16 protein-coding genes are annotated in these 18,730 nt (G+C 50.2%); 4 read left to right on the forward strand and 12 right to left on the reverse strand.

The window, feature by feature from the left end; genetic code table 11:
• Positions 1-3 precede the first annotated feature (3 nt).
• Complete coding sequence (locus tag LG201_RS04080) at positions 4-2,586, forward strand: [protein-PII] uridylyltransferase (RefSeq protein WP_226770894.1); 2,583 nt, start codon at positions 4-6, stop codon at positions 2,584-2,586.
• Between the two features lie 114 nt (positions 2,587-2,700).
• On the opposite strand, the gene LG201_RS04085 is transcribed toward LG201_RS04080, so the two are convergent.
• A complete protein-coding gene (locus tag LG201_RS04085) occupies positions 2,701-2,976 on the reverse strand; it encodes a cupin domain-containing protein (RefSeq protein ID WP_226770895.1) in 276 nt (91 codons plus the stop codon).
• Between the two features lie 263 nt (positions 2,977-3,239).
• Between LG201_RS04085 and LG201_RS04090 the strand changes: the two genes are divergently transcribed.
• On the forward strand, positions 3,240-3,893 hold the full coding sequence (locus LG201_RS04090) for a glutathione S-transferase family protein (RefSeq protein ID WP_226770896.1): 654 nt from the start codon (positions 3,240-3,242) through the stop codon (positions 3,891-3,893).
• Positions 3,894-4,637, forward strand: a complete 744-nt coding sequence (locus LG201_RS04095; RefSeq protein ID WP_226770897.1) for a dienelactone hydrolase family protein — start codon at positions 3,894-3,896, stop codon at positions 4,635-4,637.
• 84 nt (positions 4,638-4,721) lie between these two features.
• On the opposite strand, the gene LG201_RS04100 is transcribed toward LG201_RS04095, so the two are convergent.
• Together LG201_RS04100 and LG201_RS04105 are read right to left on the reverse strand one after the other, a co-directional pair.
• Positions 4,722-5,588, reverse strand: coding sequence for an alpha/beta fold hydrolase (locus LG201_RS04100; protein ID WP_226771919.1), 867 nt, complete (start codon positions 5,586-5,588; stop codon positions 4,722-4,724).
• On the reverse strand, positions 5,483-5,938 hold the full coding sequence (locus LG201_RS04105; RefSeq protein ID WP_226771959.1) for a hypothetical protein: 456 nt from the start codon (positions 5,936-5,938) through the stop codon (positions 5,483-5,485). Before LG201_RS04105 ends, LG201_RS04100 begins: the two co-directional genes overlap by 106 nt.
• Positions 5,939-6,359: 421 nt before the next feature.
• Here LG201_RS04105 and LG201_RS04110 point away from each other — a divergent pair, with 421 nt between their 5' ends.
• Positions 6,360-8,624: a TonB-dependent receptor gene (locus LG201_RS04110; protein WP_226770898.1), complete on the forward strand. Its 2,265-nt coding sequence runs from the start codon at positions 6,360-6,362 to the stop codon at positions 8,622-8,624.
• A 131-nt stretch (positions 8,625-8,755) separates the two neighbouring features.
• Here the strand turns inward: LG201_RS04110 and LG201_RS04115 are convergent, their stop codons facing one another.
• The 9 genes from LG201_RS04115 to LG201_RS04155 all read right to left on the reverse strand — a co-directional run bounded on the left by LG201_RS04115 (position 8,756) and on the right by LG201_RS04155 (position 18,708).
• Positions 8,756-9,778, reverse strand: coding sequence for a D-alanine--D-alanine ligase family protein (locus tag LG201_RS04115; RefSeq protein ID WP_226770899.1), 1,023 nt, complete (start codon positions 9,776-9,778; stop codon positions 8,756-8,758).
• Between the two features lies 1 nt (position 9,779).
• Positions 9,780-11,585, reverse strand: a complete 1,806-nt coding sequence (locus LG201_RS04120) for an ABC transporter ATP-binding protein (protein WP_226770900.1) — start codon at positions 11,583-11,585, stop codon at positions 9,780-9,782.
• A gap of 157 nt (positions 11,586-11,742) precedes the next feature.
• Positions 11,743-12,912: an LLM class flavin-dependent oxidoreductase gene (locus tag LG201_RS04125; RefSeq protein ID WP_226770901.1), complete on the reverse strand. Its 1,170-nt coding sequence runs from the start codon at positions 12,910-12,912 to the stop codon at positions 11,743-11,745.
• Positions 12,913-12,929: 17 nt separating this feature from the next.
• Entirely contained in the window at positions 12,930-13,991 is a 1,062-nt protein-coding gene (locus LG201_RS04130) for an LLM class flavin-dependent oxidoreductase (protein WP_226770902.1), read from the reverse strand.
• 479 nt (positions 13,992-14,470) lie between these two features.
• Positions 14,471-15,082, reverse strand: coding sequence for a nitroreductase family protein (locus LG201_RS04135; protein WP_226770903.1), 612 nt, complete (start codon positions 15,080-15,082; stop codon positions 14,471-14,473).
• Positions 15,083-15,419: 337 nt separating this feature from the next.
• Positions 15,420-16,061 carry an HAD family hydrolase gene (locus LG201_RS04140; protein WP_226770904.1) on the reverse strand — a complete coding sequence of 214 codons (642 nt, stop codon included), beginning with the start codon at positions 16,059-16,061 and terminating at the stop codon, positions 15,420-15,422.
• Between the two features lie 11 nt (positions 16,062-16,072).
• Positions 16,073-17,398, reverse strand: coding sequence for an LLM class flavin-dependent oxidoreductase (locus tag LG201_RS04145; RefSeq protein WP_226770905.1), 1,326 nt, complete (start codon positions 17,396-17,398; stop codon positions 16,073-16,075).
• 63 nt (positions 17,399-17,461) lie between these two features.
• Complete coding sequence (locus LG201_RS04150; protein ID WP_226770906.1) at positions 17,462-18,151, reverse strand: class II aldolase/adducin family protein; 690 nt, start codon at positions 18,149-18,151, stop codon at positions 17,462-17,464.
• A 377-nt stretch (positions 18,152-18,528) separates the two neighbouring features.
• On the reverse strand, positions 18,529-18,708 hold the full coding sequence (locus tag LG201_RS04155) for a hypothetical protein (protein ID WP_226770907.1): 180 nt from the start codon (positions 18,706-18,708) through the stop codon (positions 18,529-18,531).
• Between the last annotated feature and the right edge of the window lie 22 nt (positions 18,709-18,730).

The raw sequence follows: 18,730 nt of genomic DNA on the forward strand, positions 1-18,730 counted from the left end.
AAGATGAAGGCGACACCCGTTTTCAGTGAGCGCGAATCTATTGCCAAGCATTGGCGCCAGCATCTGCTGGAGCAACAGCAGACATTGCAGCGCGCTTTTGAAACCAAGCCCAATGTGAGCCTGCTGCTGAAAAAGCAGGCTCAACTGGCAGATCGCACCTTACAAAACCTGTGGGAAGAATTTGAGTTAAAGGAGCATGCCTGCCTGATTGCGGTGGGTGGATATGGTCGTGGTGAACTGTTTCCGTATTCCGATATTGATATCCTGATTCTGCTGAACAACGATGCGAATGAGACAGTCAATCGAAGCATAGAAGAACTGATCGGCATCTTCTGGGATATCGGGCTGGCGATAGGTCATAGTGTACGCACGCTGGATGAGTGCTTGAATGAGGCCCGTAACGATGTCACCGTACAGACCAACTTGCTTGAAGCCAGGCATTTATCTGGCACACCGGCACTATATGATACGTTCCAGCAGCAGATATCAACCGCTATGCAGGTAGAGGCTTTTTTCGAAGCCAAAATCCTGGAGCAACAGAAACGCCACGCCCGCTTTAATGACACCACTTACAATCTTGAGCCCAACATCAAGGAAAGTCCGGGCGGCTTGCGTGACCTGCACAACATCATCTGGATTGCACGTGCGCGCAACCTGGGCAGCACCTGGAGCGACCTGGTCAAAAACCGTGTGATTTCCAAACAGGCTGCACAACAGACACGTCGGCATGAGCGTAATCTGCAAATGCTGCGCACTCGCCTGCACTACCTGGCAAAACGCCGTGAAGACCGCCTGCTGTTTGACTTTCAAAATGAACTGGCAAGCCAGATGGGCTATGTCACCACCAAGCGTAAACGCGCAAGTGAACAGCTCATGCACAGCTTTTACCAGAGCGCCAAGTTTGTCAGCCTGATCAACGAGATTGTGCTGCAAGGGCTACGCGAGCATATTTACCCGACGCAGCATACTGTGGTCAGCATCAATGATAGATTTGAGGCCGTGAATGACTTGCTGGAAAGCAAGAGCCCTACACTACTCTATGACGAGCCCACCGCCATTCTGGAAAGCTTCCTGTTATTGCAACAACATCCAGAACTCAAGGGCATGGGCGCAGAACTGCTGCGTGCACTTCACCGCACAAAGAGCCAGATTACCCCGAAATTCCGTCACTCACCCGAGAACAAGCGCCTCTTCCTGGAGATATTTAACCAGCCCGCAGGAATCACGCGCGCACTCAAACGCATGAACCGCTACGGCATTCTAGGGCGTTACATCCCGGCATTCGGCAGGGTGTCGGGGCAAATGCAGCATGACCTGTTTCACGTCTACACGGTGGACGAACACATTCTCAACGTACTGGGTAACTTGCGTCGCTTTGCCTTGCCGCAGTATGCACATGAGTTTCCCCTGTGTAGTCGATTGTTCGGTGAATTCGCCAAACCCTGGCTGCTTTACCTGGGCGCCTTGTTCCACGATATCGCCAAGGGGAGAGGCGGCGATCACTCCACTCTTGGTGCAGTAGATGCTCGACGATTTTGCAAGCAGCACAACCTACCTAAAGAAGACGGTGAACTTGTTTCATGGCTGGTAGAGGCGCATCTGGTAATGTCCAGCACCGCACAAAAATCAGACCTCTCTGATCATTCTGTAGTGGAAAAATTTGCCCAGGTTGTAGGCAGTGAATATCGTCTGGTAGCACTCTACTTGCTGACAGTCGCTGATATCCGTGGCACCAGTCCCAAGGTATGGAACGCATGGAAAGCAGCCTTACTGGAGAACCTGTTTCGTGCCACACAGCGCATACTGCGGGGCAGTAGCAGCAATCTGAATGATGAACTGAGTGCCCGACAGCAACAAGCAACGGAAATACTCAGTCACTACGGCGTAGTTGAAAAAGATTACCTGCCACTATGGAAGGAATTAGGCAGCGCCTATTTCTTACGTCACGACGGCCAGCAAATTGCCTGGAACACCCGCCTGCTGCTCACGCATCTAAATAGCGAGAAACCCGTAGTCCGTGCCCGCCTAAGTCCTGCGGGTGATGGCATTCAGACCATGATTTACATGCCAGACCAGGCCGATATTTTTGCCCGTATCTGCAGCTTCTTTGAGCGGCTGGGCTACAGCATTGTCGAAGCCAAGGTTTACACCGCACAGAATGGTTACGCCCTGGACAATTTCCTGGTTCTAGATCAAACAGATAAAAAGATAAGTTATCGTGACTTATTAAATTATATCGAATATGAGTTAACGCAGAAGCTCATTAGCAAGGAACCGCCAGATCCACCCCTGCAAGGTCGCCTCAGCCGCCAGGTCAAGCATATGCCCATCAAGCCGGAACTGGCGCTCACACCCGAGCCCACCGGCAATAACACTCTTTTGGATATTGCCACCAATGATAGACCTGGGCTGCTTTCAAGGATTGCGCACACCTTATTGCAACAACATATCCGCTTGCATACCGCCAAGATCAACACCTTAGGCAATCGCGCCGAAGATACCTTCCTCATCTCGGCACAGTCTGGTCAACGCCTCAATAAGGAAACCCTGCAACATATAGAAAACAGTCTGCGAGAACAGCTTTAATCTAGCTTGATTAATATAAAGCACTGCACTCAAAACAAGTGAGCAACAATAAAAAAGCCTCGTCACGTGACGAGGCTTTTTTATTGCAATGCGGCTAAGCGCATTGCGCAGGAATTAACCGTGCTTGTAGTGCTTGCGCAGTGGCTTGACCACTTCCCAGTTAGTGTCCAGACCAGCTGGGAACACTACCAAGTCACCAGGAACGATACGAACTGGCTCGCCACCCTTAGGGGTCACAATGATTTCACCTTCAAGTACGTATGCAGTTTCCTTGATACCGAAATCCAGTGGGAACTTAGATACTTCCTTTTCCCAGATGGACCAGCTAGAAACACCTAGTTGCTTCAGTTTTTCTTCACTTGGGTTATGTTCAACAGTAATTTGGCTCATTTAAACGTCCTTGATATATGGATAATAAAGCTTGAAAAAACAAACAGCCTGTATTCCGGCATAACGCGATTCTAGCACGGCCCCCTGCTCTGGCATACCAGCACGGCAAGACTGTGATTATCGATGCAGCCAAACCATTTACTGCTTACATGGCAACAGAAAAGCGTAAAATTCAACACCTAACTCACCGCACATCAATCACTTAGCGCTGGCATATTTTCTGCCTATTCCTATGCACTTAAATGATTATCAAAGGAATATACATGACCACACTCTACGTTTCACCTGGCGCCTGCTCGCTTGGTGCCATCGTCACACTCAAGGCGCTGGGCATTCCCCATCAACTGGTACGTGTGGCATTACGTCAGCCCGGCTCACTAATCTACGAAATCAATCCATTAGGCCGTGTACCAACGCTACAGCTAGACAATGGCGACATCATTACCGAGAACGCCGCTATCCTGCCTTTTCTCGGCGATCTAAAACCTGAAGCCAAGCTGTTTGCGCCGATCGGCAGCCTGCAACGAGCGCGCATACAGGAGTGGATAGGTTTTGCAAATTCTGATCTTCATCCGGCTTTCAGGCCCGTAACGCGACCAGAATTGTTCGTCGATCAACCCGAAGCACAACAGCAGGTACGCAAGAAAGGCCTAGAGCGCCTGCATACCTTGCTGGGACATGTCGAGCGGCGTTTGCCCGTCGGGCAGTGGCTAGTAGGTGAGAATTTCACCATCGCTGATGCCTATATTGGAGTATTTCTCGGCTGGCTACCGCGTGCCGATATTGATGCCGAGTCCAAGTATCCGGCCATCCATGCCTACCAAAAGCGTTATATCTCCCACCCTGCCGTACAGGCCGCGCTCGCTGCCGAGACCCAGTTGCGAAATAACGATAGCGCACAAAAGCTGTCCGCTTAAATGAATCGCTCTCCCATTAGTATTTCAATCCTGGCTGGATTGCTGGTCGTCAGCAGCGCTCATGCAGAACAAAGCTTCAAGCTCGTCACACCCAGGGGTTTGAACATCGAGGTGCTCGAGGACAAGCCCGTAGGTGCAGGCCCTTATCCAGTGGTGATACTCGCGTCGGGTTCAAGTTATGATGCACGCCAACCCCTGCAAGAACAACTTGCAAGACAGCTGCTGAGCGAAGGCTTTGCTACGCTGCGCTTCAACTGGGCTTATCAGGTGCAGCATAGCGCCCAGGGTAAACCTTCAGATGACAGACTGAATGAAATCGAGGATATGCAGACCGTTCTGGCCTACGCCCGTAAGCAAGCCTGGGTCGATAGCAAGCAGATCGTCGCTGCAGGCAAGTCATTAGGCTCCATCATCAGCTGGCGCGTATTTTCTGCCGACCCTGATATCAAGGCCGCCATCCTGCTGACGCCGGTATGCCGGACACCGCCGGGCATCGATGTGCAATACGTTAATGCGCCACAAGAAACGCGGCCCAGCCTGTGGTTACTTGGTGACCGTGACCCGGTCTGCGCCACTAACACGTTGTACAGCTACCTTGGACGGCAAGCTAACCAAGCGCGTATCAGTGTGGTCGATGGCAACCATATTCTTGCATTGGAGGAAAAGCAACCTGCCGCCAGTTCCACCCTGGAGCTGGCAGCACGCATTACCAGCCGCTTTGTTGCCACGGTGACTGGCAAATAGAAACTACCGCACCCAGGCTTATCAATTTAGACTCTGCAATCTGAGCTCATCCCATTGAAATTCCTGGGTGCGTTACTCTGAGGGCTATGGTATGCAGATGGGCGCTATAACCTCCCCTGCCAAGGCCTTACGTACGAAAGGTAGTGAATGCTGCAGGGACTGGTTGACTGCCCCACTATGATCTTTTTCCTCATAGACATGGATTTCCACGGTGCTGCCAGCCGCGCAGGCATCTTGTGCCAGCAGCTTGCCTGGCGCCAGTAGAGCATCCTTTTCGCCCACCCCGATAAACAAGGGGATTTTGAGCTTCACCGTGGGGAAAGTACGCTGTACGTCATCACCATAGCGTTGAGTAGCCTTGGCCAGCACCTCCTCGTAACCGGGCTTATAAGTATTGGCGCGTGTCAGTCCAACACCTGCCACATCAGCAGAAAGTTCGGCGAGGCAACTGGTACGCGCCTGTTCAAGCAATGGCAAGGCTCGCTCAGTGTATATCCTGGCCGGGTCTAGGCTGGGATCCAGCGCCTGAGCCGCCAGTACGTGGTAGAAATTATAGGCAATGGTCGGATCCGCGATGTTATCGCGTTCAGGATTGGGAGCACGAGGAGGCTGGTTGGGAGAGGTATAGACGATACCCGTACCGACAATGGCACGTACTTTCAGGTCAGGCGCATATTGCGGCGCATATCCCCCCGCTGCAACCACGGCAGAGCCACCTTGGGATTGACCCACCAACACCACCTGATTGTTGAGCCCCTTAAAGTGTCCCAATGCTGCACGCGTGATATCCAGCATAGTGTATGCATTGGAGCAATTGTTGAATTGCGGGTTGAAGCCCGGCACGCCTATGCCCTGGTAATCCGATGCCGCCACGGCAAACCCTTTCTGCAGCCAGTTATTGAGGTAACGCACATCACGATAAGAGCGTGCATGCCAGGAGTGGGCGCAGATATCAGCCCCGCCAAAAGTGCCATGCCCCCAGGACACCACCGGCCAGCCGCCCTTGGGAGCTTGCCCTTTGGGGATAAATACAGCACCGGAACCACGATGGGTGCCTTGCCTTCCACACCATCAGTAGATGAAAACAACACACGATATTGCTGTTGCGCATGCGCCAACCCCAGCGTTGCTTCCAGCGGCTCGCTACGTAGCCATTTGCCTGGCTGACTGGGAATCTCTTGCTTCCAGTGATAGAAGTCTAACACCCGGCCATCACCTTGTAATGGATCAGGCGCTGGCACGCCTGTGGCCTGTAAATCAGTGCTCGCCCATAGCGCCAGCAGGGCCGTGCAGCTGTCCAAGGTCCTGGTTTTGTAAATCTGTATTTTGCTTCTCCTGTTTAATGACGGTTAACGACCCTAGGCCGTCCCGGCAGGCTAATCAGCAAAAGCTGTTCCACCCCGCATGAATAAGCGGGCAATTCTTATGCAGCCCCTGTGCTGCTGCCATCTGGGTTGATGCTGAGCCTGACACATCGAACCTGAATACAGGCCAGCATTGTGGCTGTGGCAACAAAAGCACAATATTTCTGCTGCATATGCAGCAAATTTTAATCATCAAAACCTGGGCAAGTATTTGTGCCAAAATTATTTTTTACCTTAACTAACAATCACTTAATTTGGATTTTATTATCCCGTGTTTTCCTGGCAGTCCATGGCATGGTACTTGCCATTTTCCATGCGGCATTAATGCCAGCTCATCCATCAGCATGGGAATTACACAATGCAATTAAACTTAAAAAGACTAACCTTAAATACCAGCGTGGCACTCGCTCTCAGCGGCTGCCTGACCCCGGTACTGGCTGCTGAGGAGACAGTCACTACCGATAACGCGGAACGCGACGGCAAAGCAGAGCGAAATAGCCAAGCTGAACGTGACAGCAAGGCATCGCTGTTGCAGTCCGTGGTAGTCACCGCGCAGAAGCGCGAAGAATCAATTCAGGAAGTCCCCATCACCGTCAACGCCATTGACGGCCAAACATTGCTTGATGCCAATGCTGGCCTGACAGCAGGTGAGATTACCCGTTTTATCCCGAATGCCTCGGCCGCCACTCTGGATAATCACGGTTTCCCGCGCTGGTTCCTGCGTGGCATAGGTACAGGCCAGCCCAGCCTGGATAACGTCAGCCCCATAGGCTACTACGTCGATGAAGTCTATCTCGGCCCCATTATCATGAGCGGTGGTCCCTTGTTTGATGTGGCCCGAGTAGAAGTGCTGCCTGGTCCACAGGGTACGCTCTGGGGCAAAAACAGCCCTGGAGGCGCCATCAGCGTGGTCAGCCGTAGGCCTGAGTTCAATAACAGCGGTTGGGTAAAAGCCACCGTAGGCAGTTTTAACCAGCAGCTGGTACAAGGTGCCATCAATGCGCAATTGGTTGAAGACAAGCTGGCCACACGCATTTCCTTCAGTCAGGAAAACCGTGACCAATGGACTAAGAACATTACCAAGGGCAGGCGTGGCGAACTGGAAGACCAATCCATACGCTGGCAACTGCTAGGCCAATTGACTGATAACCTCGAAGCCTTGCTCAGTGTGCACTATCGCAAATACACCCAAGATGAGCAGACCTCTTATATTTTCTACAATCGTCCCGGCACAGGGGGATTACAGTTCCCCTCTCGCGGTTATACATTCAATGGCCCATCAGAAAATAAACACGAACAAAGCGGTGCTGTATTGACATTGAACTGGGATATTGCGGGATATGCCCTTACCTCCATGACCGGCTTTGAACAGGTACAGACGTTTGCTCAATCGGATGGGGATAACGGTGTGACTCTGGATAACCGTAGCGTCGCCAAACAAGGTGCGAGACAGTTTTCACAAGAGTTGCGCCTGGCTTCGCCTAGAGAGGACAAATTCAACTGGATCACTGGCTTGCACTATTACAAGTCGCATTTAAATTCCGAATCCATAGCCAACAATTTCAACGGCACCAGCGCCAATCCGCCAGGATATTACAACACCACATGGTCGGGAGAGACAGATAGCCTGGGTATCTTTGCCAGCGCCACCTATAACTTCACTGATCGCTTTGTCTTAACTGGTGGCGTACGGTGGAATAAAGAAAGCAAGGATATAGACCTCCACCGCTTCTATGGCAGCTTGCGTTCTTATGGCAGTGGTCACTGGTGGAATCCATCAGCCGCACCTGGCCCGTTTGAAGATAAGGTGAATTACGATAATGACCGTACCTGGCGTGAAGTCACTTGGGATGTCACCCCTGAATATAAATTCAATGACAATCTGCGCGGCTACCTGCGTATTGCCAAGGGCTTCCGCGGGGGTGGCTACATTACAACACCTACGTCAAGCAATGACACCGGATCTTTCGATCCTGAATTTATCTTGTCTTATGAGGCAGGCCTGAAATCGGAATGGCTCGATGGCCGACTGCTAGTGAATGGCGCAGTGTTCTACTATGACTATGATGATTTTCAGACCAATCTCTACCAGTGGAATGTACAGCAAAATGCCGCCATTTCCCGTATGCAAAATGCGGGTGATGCCAGCGTCAAAGGCGCTGAGTTTAGTGTACAAGCGGTTCCAGTAGATAACCTGAAATTACATTTCTCACTGGGCTTGCTCAGCACCGAATATAAAGACTATTTCGATGCTCAGGCGGGTGACCTCTCGGGCAGGTCGTTTGCACGGGCGCCAAGCATCAGTGCCGTGCTGGGTGGAAGTTACAAAATTGCATTACCCAAGGGCTCATTGGTACTGGGAGGGGATATCAACACTCGCAGCAATTTCCACTTCTCTACCCCTCAAGCCTATAACCCCCTGCAACAGCATGCGGGTTACACCCTGGTCAACCTGCGCGCCAGCTATATCTTCCCAGATGAGCGCATCAAGCTGACCGCCTTTGTCGATAATGCTACTGACAAGGATTACTGGCAGGCTACCCAAAATGGTGCCAACAACACGGTGGGTCGTGCCATGGCCGCACCGCGGACGATAGGTGCCTCACTGCAGTACGATTGGTAAGCTAACGATCAGTTATCAATAAAACCAAGGGGGCTTTTGCCCCCTTTTTTTATTTAGCAGTGGGCTCTACCTCTGGTTTTAAATAGTCAAAGTCCCGCATTAACAGGCCGCCTGTCAGTTTCTTTATTTAGTTACCGTCTGCGTGTTAGCGCCATCCGGCAAATACGGTCACATAAGCTCACAAATGAAATACCCACTGCGGCGGCTGATTGCGGTAGCAAGCTAGTAGCGGTCATGCCTGGCAAAGTATTGACTTCCAGGCACCATAATTGGCCATCGGGATCAAGGCGGAAATCTGCGCGACTATAATCATCTAGCTTCAAAGCCTGATGCGCCTTAACTGCTTTCACCTGCGCTTCCGAGATTAGTTCTGGAGAGAGTTCTGCAGGAAATACCTCTCGCACAGCACCAGATTGATACTTATCCTGATAATCAAAAATTTGCCGTGCTTCCAGTATCACCTCTCCGACAGCCAATGCCTGGTCACCCAGCACCCCAACAGTCAGTTCACGCCCGGCAATATATTGCTCAAGCATGATCTCGTTGTCATATTGACGTGCCAAGGCAATCGCCTCATGTAGCTCAGATGGCCGATGTACAACGGACAACCCGACGGTAGACCCCTGCCGGTTTGGTTTGACAACTAATGGATATTCCAATACCAGATGAAATGCCTCTCCTGCAGGCGGGAGCATTTGCCAGGCGGGTGTGGCAATTCCGGCTGCCACGAAAAGTCGCTTGGAGAGATCTTTGTCCATCGCAACTGCGCTGGCAAGATGACCACTCCCTGTATACGTCATGCCAGCCATATCGAGCAACGCTTGTATGGTGCCATCCTCACCGGTGCCACCATGAAGCGCCAGAAATACAACATCGGCATCCATGACAGAAGGCGTGTTGTGCAAGAAGGTGCTGCTTAGCAAGGTATTTCCAGATAAAGACTGCACATCCGCTGGTGATGTGTGCACTTTAGCATTTAGCATGTGATGCTCATCTGTTTCACTCAGCAAACCTGCCACAGTGTCTAAAGCCAATACATCGTGCCCTGCTGCGCGCAAAGCAGGAATAACTTGAGCCGCACTGGCAATAGATACATCACGCTCTTCGCTGGTACCACCGTACAGCACTATCACTTTTAGGGGAGATTGAATCATGTCAGTTATTGGGAGGTTCAATCAGAGTCGCAGACACATGCGCACCCAGCTCCCCTGTCTGCAACCGCCACAAATCAGCATAGACGCCACCTTTGGACAGCAGCTCAGCATGCGTACCAGATTCGATGATGCGACCACGCTCCAGCACATTGATGCAATCCGCATGCCGCACGGTAGACAAGCGATGCGCAATGATGATGCTGGTTCGCCCCACTACCAGCTTTTCCAGGGAGCGCTGGATCGCGGCTTCGGTTTCATTGTCGACCGCGGAGGTCGCTTCATCCAGGATCAGGATAGGTGGGTTTTTGAGGATGGCACGCGCCAGTGCAAGACGTTGGCGCTGACCACCGGATAGCTTCATGCCACGCTCTCCTACCTGGGTTAAATACCCATTGGGCAGATTTTCGATAAACTCATGTGCCTCTGCCGCCTTCGCAGCGGCAATGATATCTTCCATTTTGGCGTTTAATTGTCCGTAGGAAATATTCTCGGCAATGCTGGCATCCGCGAGGAATGTGTCCTGAGCAACATACCCTATGGCGCGTCTTAGCTCCTGCAGGTTCAACCCGTTGATATTGGCGCCATCCAGGCGGATTTCACCGCCCTGCGGCTCATAAAATCTCAGCAACAATTTGGTAATGGTACTTTTACCTCCCCCAGTCGTGCCGACAAAGGCAATATTGCTGCCAGCGGCAATATGAAGGTTAAATTGCTGCAAGGCAGGATTGATGCCGCTATTTTCATAAGAAAAATCTATATTTTCAAAGCGGATATCGCCTTTCACCTGATCAATAGGCAGTGCCTGCCCGGCATATTCAATGCTCACGCGCGTGTCCAACAGATTCATTACACGTTGGATTGAAGCCATGGAGCGCTGGTAAAGGTCGGTCAACTCAGCCAACCCCGTCAGAGGCCAAAGCAGTCGCTGCGTCAAGTAGACCAGGGCTGAGTAGCTGCCAACGCCCAACTCACCCTTCAGTGTCATGAAACCACCATAGAGCAAGGTCACGGTAAAGCCTGCCAGAATAGCCATGCGGATGACCGGAGTAATGGCCGCGGAAAGACGGATGGCTTCAGCATTGTTGTGGCGATAGACATTGGACGCATCACTGATATGTTGCACCTCAATATCTTCAGCAGCATAGGCCTTAACGGTTGCAATGCCTTGCAGATTATTATTCAGCCGCGTAGCCAGGGCACCTGCTGCCTCGCGTACTGAGGTATAGCGAGAAGCCAGCCGTGACTGGAACCAGAAAGCGCCGTACAGGATAAACGGCACCGGGATCAATGCCAGGAATGCCAACTCCTTGGTCAGGAAAAAGAACACGCCACCAACCATCAGTGAGCCAAAAAACACCTGGATCAAACTATTGAAACCGCCATTGAAGAAGCGTTCCATCTGGTTGATATCTTCATTCAGGATAGCCAGCAGGTTACCGGTACGATTACGTTCAAAATAGGCTAGCTCCAGCTTCTGCACATGCTGATAGGCCTCCATGCGCAAATCATGCTGTAGGTTTTGCGCCAGATTACGCCAGCGCACATCATACAAATACTGAAAGAGCGACTCGCCTACCCAGATAATCACGGTCAGCAAGGCCAGCAATATCAATTGATCCCTGGGTTCAGGCACTCCCATCCCTGCCAGGAAGGACTCTTTGCGATTCACCACTACATCGACCGCAACGCCAATCAGAATCTCGGGCAGAACATCGAAAATCTTGTTGAGCAGGGAATAAAGCGAGGCAATCCAGGCATCTTTCCGGTACTGGCGAGCATGGTTGAATAGACGGTGTAAAGGATGCATGAGGAAACGATCTTGGTAACAAGGCTAAAGAAACATTCTACTGGGGCTGTGCAGTAATTTCAGCCACGTTATGACTACGGGAATGGCAGATATCATGTCAAAACTCCTTGCCTGGACAAGACCAGACAGGGAGCTTGAGGCGATAACTAATGACTAATTAGCGCACTACCCGCAATGCTGGTGCATTGTCGTGACCGCGCACAAGAGGCAGAACCTCCTCACCCACCCGGTAGGCTTCTTCCAGATGTGGCGTGCTGGCCAGGATAAATGCATCCGCACCTAGCTGTACCAAGTCATCCAGGCGTTCTGCAACTTGTTCATAACTCCCGACAATGCCCTGGGTCTGTCCACCACGTAGCAGGCTGAGACCAGACCAGACATTAGGGTGAATGATGAAATCCCGGTAGTCAGTCAACTCCTTGGGAGCATGACTACGCTGGCGGCTGGCACCTACTGAATCACCCCCCTGCTCAGTAAAACGCTTGTACCGCTCACGCGCAGCATCGTCCAGGTTCTCAAACCCACGACGCACTTCCCGCCATGCCTCCTCCTCAGTACGACGCGCAATAATGTCTACCCTTACAGCGCATTTGATCTTGCGACCCAGGGCATCAGTGCGTTCTTTGACACGGTCAAACTTTTCGCGCAACTGGTCGAAAGGCTCCAGCCATGAAAGATAATATTCGGCATGCTTGGAGGCTGAGGCCAGTGCAGCATCAGAGGATCCTGAGAAATAGATTTCAGGAAACTCTTGCCCCAATAACTGCGCTGGTAAAGCAGCATCCTCTACTTGATAGAACTTGCCTTGATACGAGAACTTCTCACCCTGCCACACACCACGCAGCACATCCAGAAACTCGGTAGTTCGGGCGTATCGATCATCATGCGGGGCCACATCACCCCACCACAGCTGTGAAGGGCCACCGCCACCGGTAATCACGTTATACAGGGCACGTCCACCTGTAGCTCGCTGCAAGCTTGCAGTCATACGCGCGGCGACTACCGGGTTAAGAAACCCTGGCTGGAACGCAATCATGAAACGGAAAGTACTGGTTTCACGCGCCAGAAAGGAAGAAATAGCCCAAGGCTCATCAGTCATCGGAAAAGATGGAATCAATCCTCCCTGAAAACCCGATATTTCCGCTGCACGTGCCACCTCGGCAATATAGTCAAGGTTGGTAAATCCATCATCGTGCCCGCCGCTCAGGCCTTTATGCACAACATGATCGCCATGCTGTTGCGACCAATCACCGCGATGATGCAGTTTATTGCGTAGTGAGCTTGGCTCACCATGGGTTGGAATTCTCCAGAAAACATCAATTGCCATAATACTCAACTCCTCAATCAGGCTGCACGCTGGCTGGTGCCAGCGACAAGGGAACGCACCTGGGGCAAGACATTCTCACCAATGCGATAAGCTTCTTCCAGGCTGGGTACGGCACCCAGGATAAAGTGATGCACGCCAACGGCGGCATAAGCGGCTAAACCTTCGCTAACCTGCTGGTAGCTGCCGACCAATACAGCAGATGCTCCTGTGCTATCTTTAGTCAGCCCTCTCCACAATGCTCCACCAGCCACGCCTTTGCTCTGCCCGCTTTGCTCGGCATAGCGCTTGGCATCATATATCGCCTCTTCTTCAGTTTCACGGGCCAGTACATCCAGACGAATCCCGACTTCTAACGGTCGGCCCGTAGCACTGGCCAATTCATGTAGACGTTCTATCTGTGCCCGAATGTCAGCCAGCGGCTGTGCATCCAGCACGTGTACATCCGCTACACGCGCAGATAATGCATAGGCATCTTCATCATTGCCTGATAAATAAACTGGAGGCACTTTCTGCCCGGAAAGTGGGCCTTGGAACCCACCTTTAAGAACTTCGAAAAAACGACCCTTGAAATCGTAATCAGTTTCAGTGATGACATGGCGTGCGACGATCACAAACTCTTCTATACGCGTATTCAGATCTTCTGCCGCCACATAATCACCATTGCGTCTGCGTTGTGCTTCATCGGCTTCTGTGCTGATCTGCCAGGCAAAACGACCGCCACTGAAGCGCTGGTAACTGACAGCATTCTTGGCGGCATAGACAGCCGACCCACGCGCTGCGTCAAACTCAGCAAGTACTATAAGATCGCGGGTGGCACGGCTCAGATATCCCGCCACAATCCACGACTCATCACCCTGTGGATCATTGCGCACCTGAAGGCCATCAAACTTGGCGAGTTCAACCGCCTTTGCAACCTGGTGCAGATGGTCAAAATAGTTAAAGCGCCTGCCACGGGGGTCAGTCACGCCAGGGAGAAAATATGGCTTGCTGTCACTGCGCTCACCACGTATGCGCTTGTGTGCATCAGCATACCGACCATCACCCGAGGTCGGTATTTGCCAAAAAAACTTGATACTCATGCGTGCTCTCCTGCAATTTTTGCCTCTTGAATCTATGAGGTATCGCAGAAAACATGCCATGCCGGGCTTATTTCCACAAATTTTATAAGGTTAAATTCAAGTATTTGATTATGTTTGTTTAATTAAAATTAATAACACTCTAGAGGAAGCATATGTTTATCGAACGCTTGCAGCCCTCCTTACAAACTGTTTAGTTTAAAACAGTTGCAATGCATTAAGTGTTGAATTTGCAGCTACTGTTCAAAAACCAGCATCCCATTTCGCATCCAATAAAACATCAGACCCTAGATGCATGGATAAGCTGCTAAATCAGCAATCTCCATGGGATTATTGAGGAAATAGCGTAGGTTTTCTGCTTGCAGTTCCCTGCGTGATCCTTAGCCTCACAGTACTGCGACGGATGCGATCCTTTCGAGGGGATCGCTATGCCCTGTCAATACCCAGTAATATCAGCCATGGAACACTTGTTCTATCACACCTTATTCGCTGAAGTTAAAACGGCCTTCGGCATAAAATCCTGCCAATGCTTTTCGTGGTGTAGGCTGCTCACGTAATTGGATATCTTCCGGTAGTGCTGAACGCTCCCCCTGATAGCCAACCGCAATCAGTATCTCTATATGGAAACCCTCAGGAATAGCCAGCACCTCCCTTGCCTTCTCTCGGTCAAAACCACCAATGGCATGGGTAATCAAGCCGGCATGAGTTGCTTGCAAGGCAAGGTTTGTCCAAGCTGCACCGGCATCCAGCGAATGATTACGTAAGGGGCTGGGTTCGCTGTCGCCATTACGGACATGACTGGTTTTGGATACCAAGACAATTAACACACTGGCGTTTGTCGCCCAACGCTGGTTGTTTTCATTGGCAAGACCCAGCAAGCTAGACCAAGTCTGGGAGCCATTCTTGGCATAGATAAAGCGCCAAGGCTGGGAATTGTTGGCAGATGGTGCCCAGCGAGCAGCCTCAAACAAGCTGAATAAGGCCGCGTCTTCTATTGGCTGATTGCGAAAAGAGCGTGGAGACCAGCGGCCAGTGAATAAAGGATGGATGTCGTAATCGGCTTTACGCGCCGATAGCGCGTGTACATTACTCATGTTTGTTCCAGATTTAAAAGGTATGAAAAGCGGCTCACACAGCAATGTATTGTGATTGCCATGACCATGATGGATTCCTCCAAAATATCAGTAGGGATATCATCAGTCTCACTTTTACAGCAGTATTCATACCAGCTAAGCTGACAAAAACAGGTCAAGTTGGATTTATTATTTACCCATTTAAAAACAATTTATTAAATAAAAGTGTTGAAGTTAATCCATACCCATTATGCAGTGATTGCTACTGAATCAACACTGAATCTCAAGAAGTGTTTGAAGATAAGCATTTCGCCTTAAATCGAAACCCTTGATTCACACGGAATGTACTTTCCCTCTCTCAGCTCAATAATCCAGATACTTCTGACATATGGCTGATAACCTGGCTAGCTCCCGCATTCATTAATCGCTCAGCAGGCATAGTGCCGCTATAGCCAATGACAGTGATACCCGCTGCAACAGCTGCACTTACACCAATGTGAGTATCCTCAATCACCAGGCAATCTGCTGGCTCAAACCCCATTGTGGCAGCTGCATAGAGATATACATCTGGTGCCGGTTTAGGTTTGCCAAGGTCGGCTGCACTGAAGATGCGTTGATCAAAATACTGGATCAGGTCACACAGCGTCAACATTTCACGTACCTTGTCACCATCGCTGTTGGAAGCCACACAGCAAGGCAAGCGCAATGCGGCAAGCAGCTCTTTCACGCCAGCTACCGCCTGTAGCTGAGACTTCAACGCCTGATCGCGTCGTGGTTTGTATTGCTCGATAAAACCTGCATCCAACACCTTGCCATACAAATCAAACACAATCTGCCCGCATTGCGGCAAGGAGTTACCAACAAAATAAGTCTGCATATCCTGCATGGACGCGGGAATACCCGCCTCATTTAGCATATCGGCAAATATTCGGTTGGTAATAGTTTCACTATCAACAAGTACTCCGTCACAATCAAAAATCACCAACTTATATCTCGACAACGCAGCTTCCTTTAATCTGTATTGGGATTTCTCGGTCGATCCAACCCCAGGCTTTCCCGGTAGGTAGCACCGCTGTATTCCTTACGGAAGATACCACGCCGTTGCAACTCAGGAACCACCAAGCGAGCGAAATCTTCCAGGCCTTTAACAGAATATGGTGGCACAACATTGAATCCATCTGCACCCTTTTCCACAAACCACTGCTCAATGAGATCAGCCACAGTCTTCACTGAGCCTATGGCTTGCAGATGCCCACGCGCCACACGGAATTTGAGTACCAACTGACGGATGGTAAGGTTTTCTCGTCTTGCAAGTTCCAATTGCTGCTGGAAGCGACCGCGCCCATTTTCACCTGGGTCATACGGTAAATCAGGCAGTGGTCCATCCAAGGGATATTGTGTGAGATCAAAACCGCCAAATTCAATCTCGCTGAAATCCACAAGATCTTGCAACTCCGCGTACTTATCCTGTGCCTCCTGATCAGTTTCAGCCACCACCACATTAAGCCCAGGTGTAATCTTCAATTGATCCTCAGTACGCCCATACTTGGCCATGCGTGATTTAACGTCAGCATAGTAATCCTGCGCAACCTTGAGGGATGTGGCGGAGCTATAGGTCATCTCGGCAACGCGGGCGGCAAACTCTCGCCCTGTTTCAGAATTACCGGCCTGCACAAATACTGGGTAGCCCTGTATTGGCCTAGGATAATCCAGCAAGCCATCTGAGTTGTAATATTTGCCATGAAAGCTCACTGGATGTGCAGCTGCAGTGTCAAAGAACACGCCTGATTCACGGTCAGGATGATCAAAAGCATCATCATCCCAGCTATCCCATAATGCCTTGGCAAGTTGCACAAACTCTTCTGCCCGTTCATACCGTTGCTCATGGGTACGGCCGTCATGATGTCCAAAATTACCTACTGTGGCCGGATTGAGCGATGACACCACATTCCAGCCTGCCCGCCCTCCACTCAGGTGATCCAGAGAGGTGAACTGCCTGGCCACATTATATGGTTCAGAAAAATTGGTATTGACCGTAGCCACAAGGCCTATGTGCTTGGTTTGCGTGGCAATCGCCGACAGCAATGTAAACGGTTCAAAATGAAAATTGGATGGATTCTTGGCAGCTTGCGGCGTCAACTCGCTTGAACGTCCAATGAAATCAGCCACAAAAAATGTATGAAACTTGGCAGCCTCAGCTATCTGTGCCGCTTTAACCCACCAATTGAGATCAGGCCGACCATTTTCTTTCCAGGTAGGATGCAACCATCCCGCAGGATGGTGACCATACCTGAGCAGGAACACATTCAGGATGAGCTCGCGTTGTTTATTTGCCATGGATCATTCTTTCACACATAAAAAAGTCGGGCATAAGCCCGACTTTTGATATTTCAATTTAAGTTAAACAATATCTTCCAGATAGCGGCCGCTGTAGGCCTGCGCTTTATCCAGCAAGCCAGTGCGCTTCCATTGAAGCTCCAGTGCGCCAGGCGTATATACCTGGGCTCCGCCAATCTGCTCGGCGATCGCCTGATACCGTGCGGCTTCCTCAACAAACAGGATCAGTTCTGAGGTACGGATAATGCCCTTACCCCAGAAATTCACACCGCCATTAGATTCCAGCAAGGCTGGTGGTGGCGCCAGATCCGGATATTTATCCAGCCGCTCTTTAATCACATCCAGAACACTGCGTGTGCGATCAAGGTGATTGGGGATTTCACGCGCCAGTAAATGGCGAGCCGCCGCCACATACAGAATCGGGAAAGGCTTGTGAGCCAATGACCATGCGGATAAATAGTTGGTATGAATGTGGATGGCAGTATCCGCATCCAAACGGGATTCATTCAGGATGTGATTCTTCTCATCAGAGAACTTGGTCAAGTTGATGGTCGGGGTGTGATCTCGAGCCAAACCACCCGGGAATCGGATATGCAGCAACTTGTCATGCCCTGGCACACGATGCGTAATATGGAAAGTAAGGCTTGCGGACAATGTCCGGTTTTCGCGCAGCACATTGAACGCATGGATAGCATCAGCCTTGGCTTCATCTACATATGATATTAAGTCGATTTCAGAGAGGTTGTCACTCATGTCGGTCATCCTTTTCAGAGTTGGAGATACAGACTTATCTTGGTAGCGACATCCCATATCTACCTGGGTGTCGAGACCTTCAATCTGGATTAGAAAATTGCCTAGGTTCAGAAAATGCAATCTGCATGCCAAGCAAAAGAGTGAGGGAGTCGAATATTAATAATATGTTGATAAAAATTTCATATACCATCAACAATCTATTGATTTTAATATTTATTTAAAAAAAATCTCTATATTTATCTTAAGTTAATTAATGATTTAGTTTGATATCCCTCAAACGACTACTGTTTAAAAATAAACACTTCACTCTCCCAACCACACCAAACTGTTCATATGGAAACATATATTCATAAAATATTATGAAATCCCCTAAAAATTCAAAAAAATTGCCCAACCCAGCAATTAAGTGAACTAAAAACAACACTTGTTGCTATATCAACAGGTAAAACTGTTTGTTTTTCAGCATAAAACCCCATACCCACAACTATAAAAATATAAACTACCTTACTTATCAAATACATACATACAACACCTCCCACTGGCATGGTTCCTGCCATACAAGATCATTCCTCGTTTTTG

The organism is Methylobacillus gramineus (genome assembly GCF_020532675.1).
Taxonomy (GTDB): domain Bacteria; phylum Pseudomonadota; class Gammaproteobacteria; order Burkholderiales; family Methylophilaceae; genus Methylobacillus; species Methylobacillus gramineus.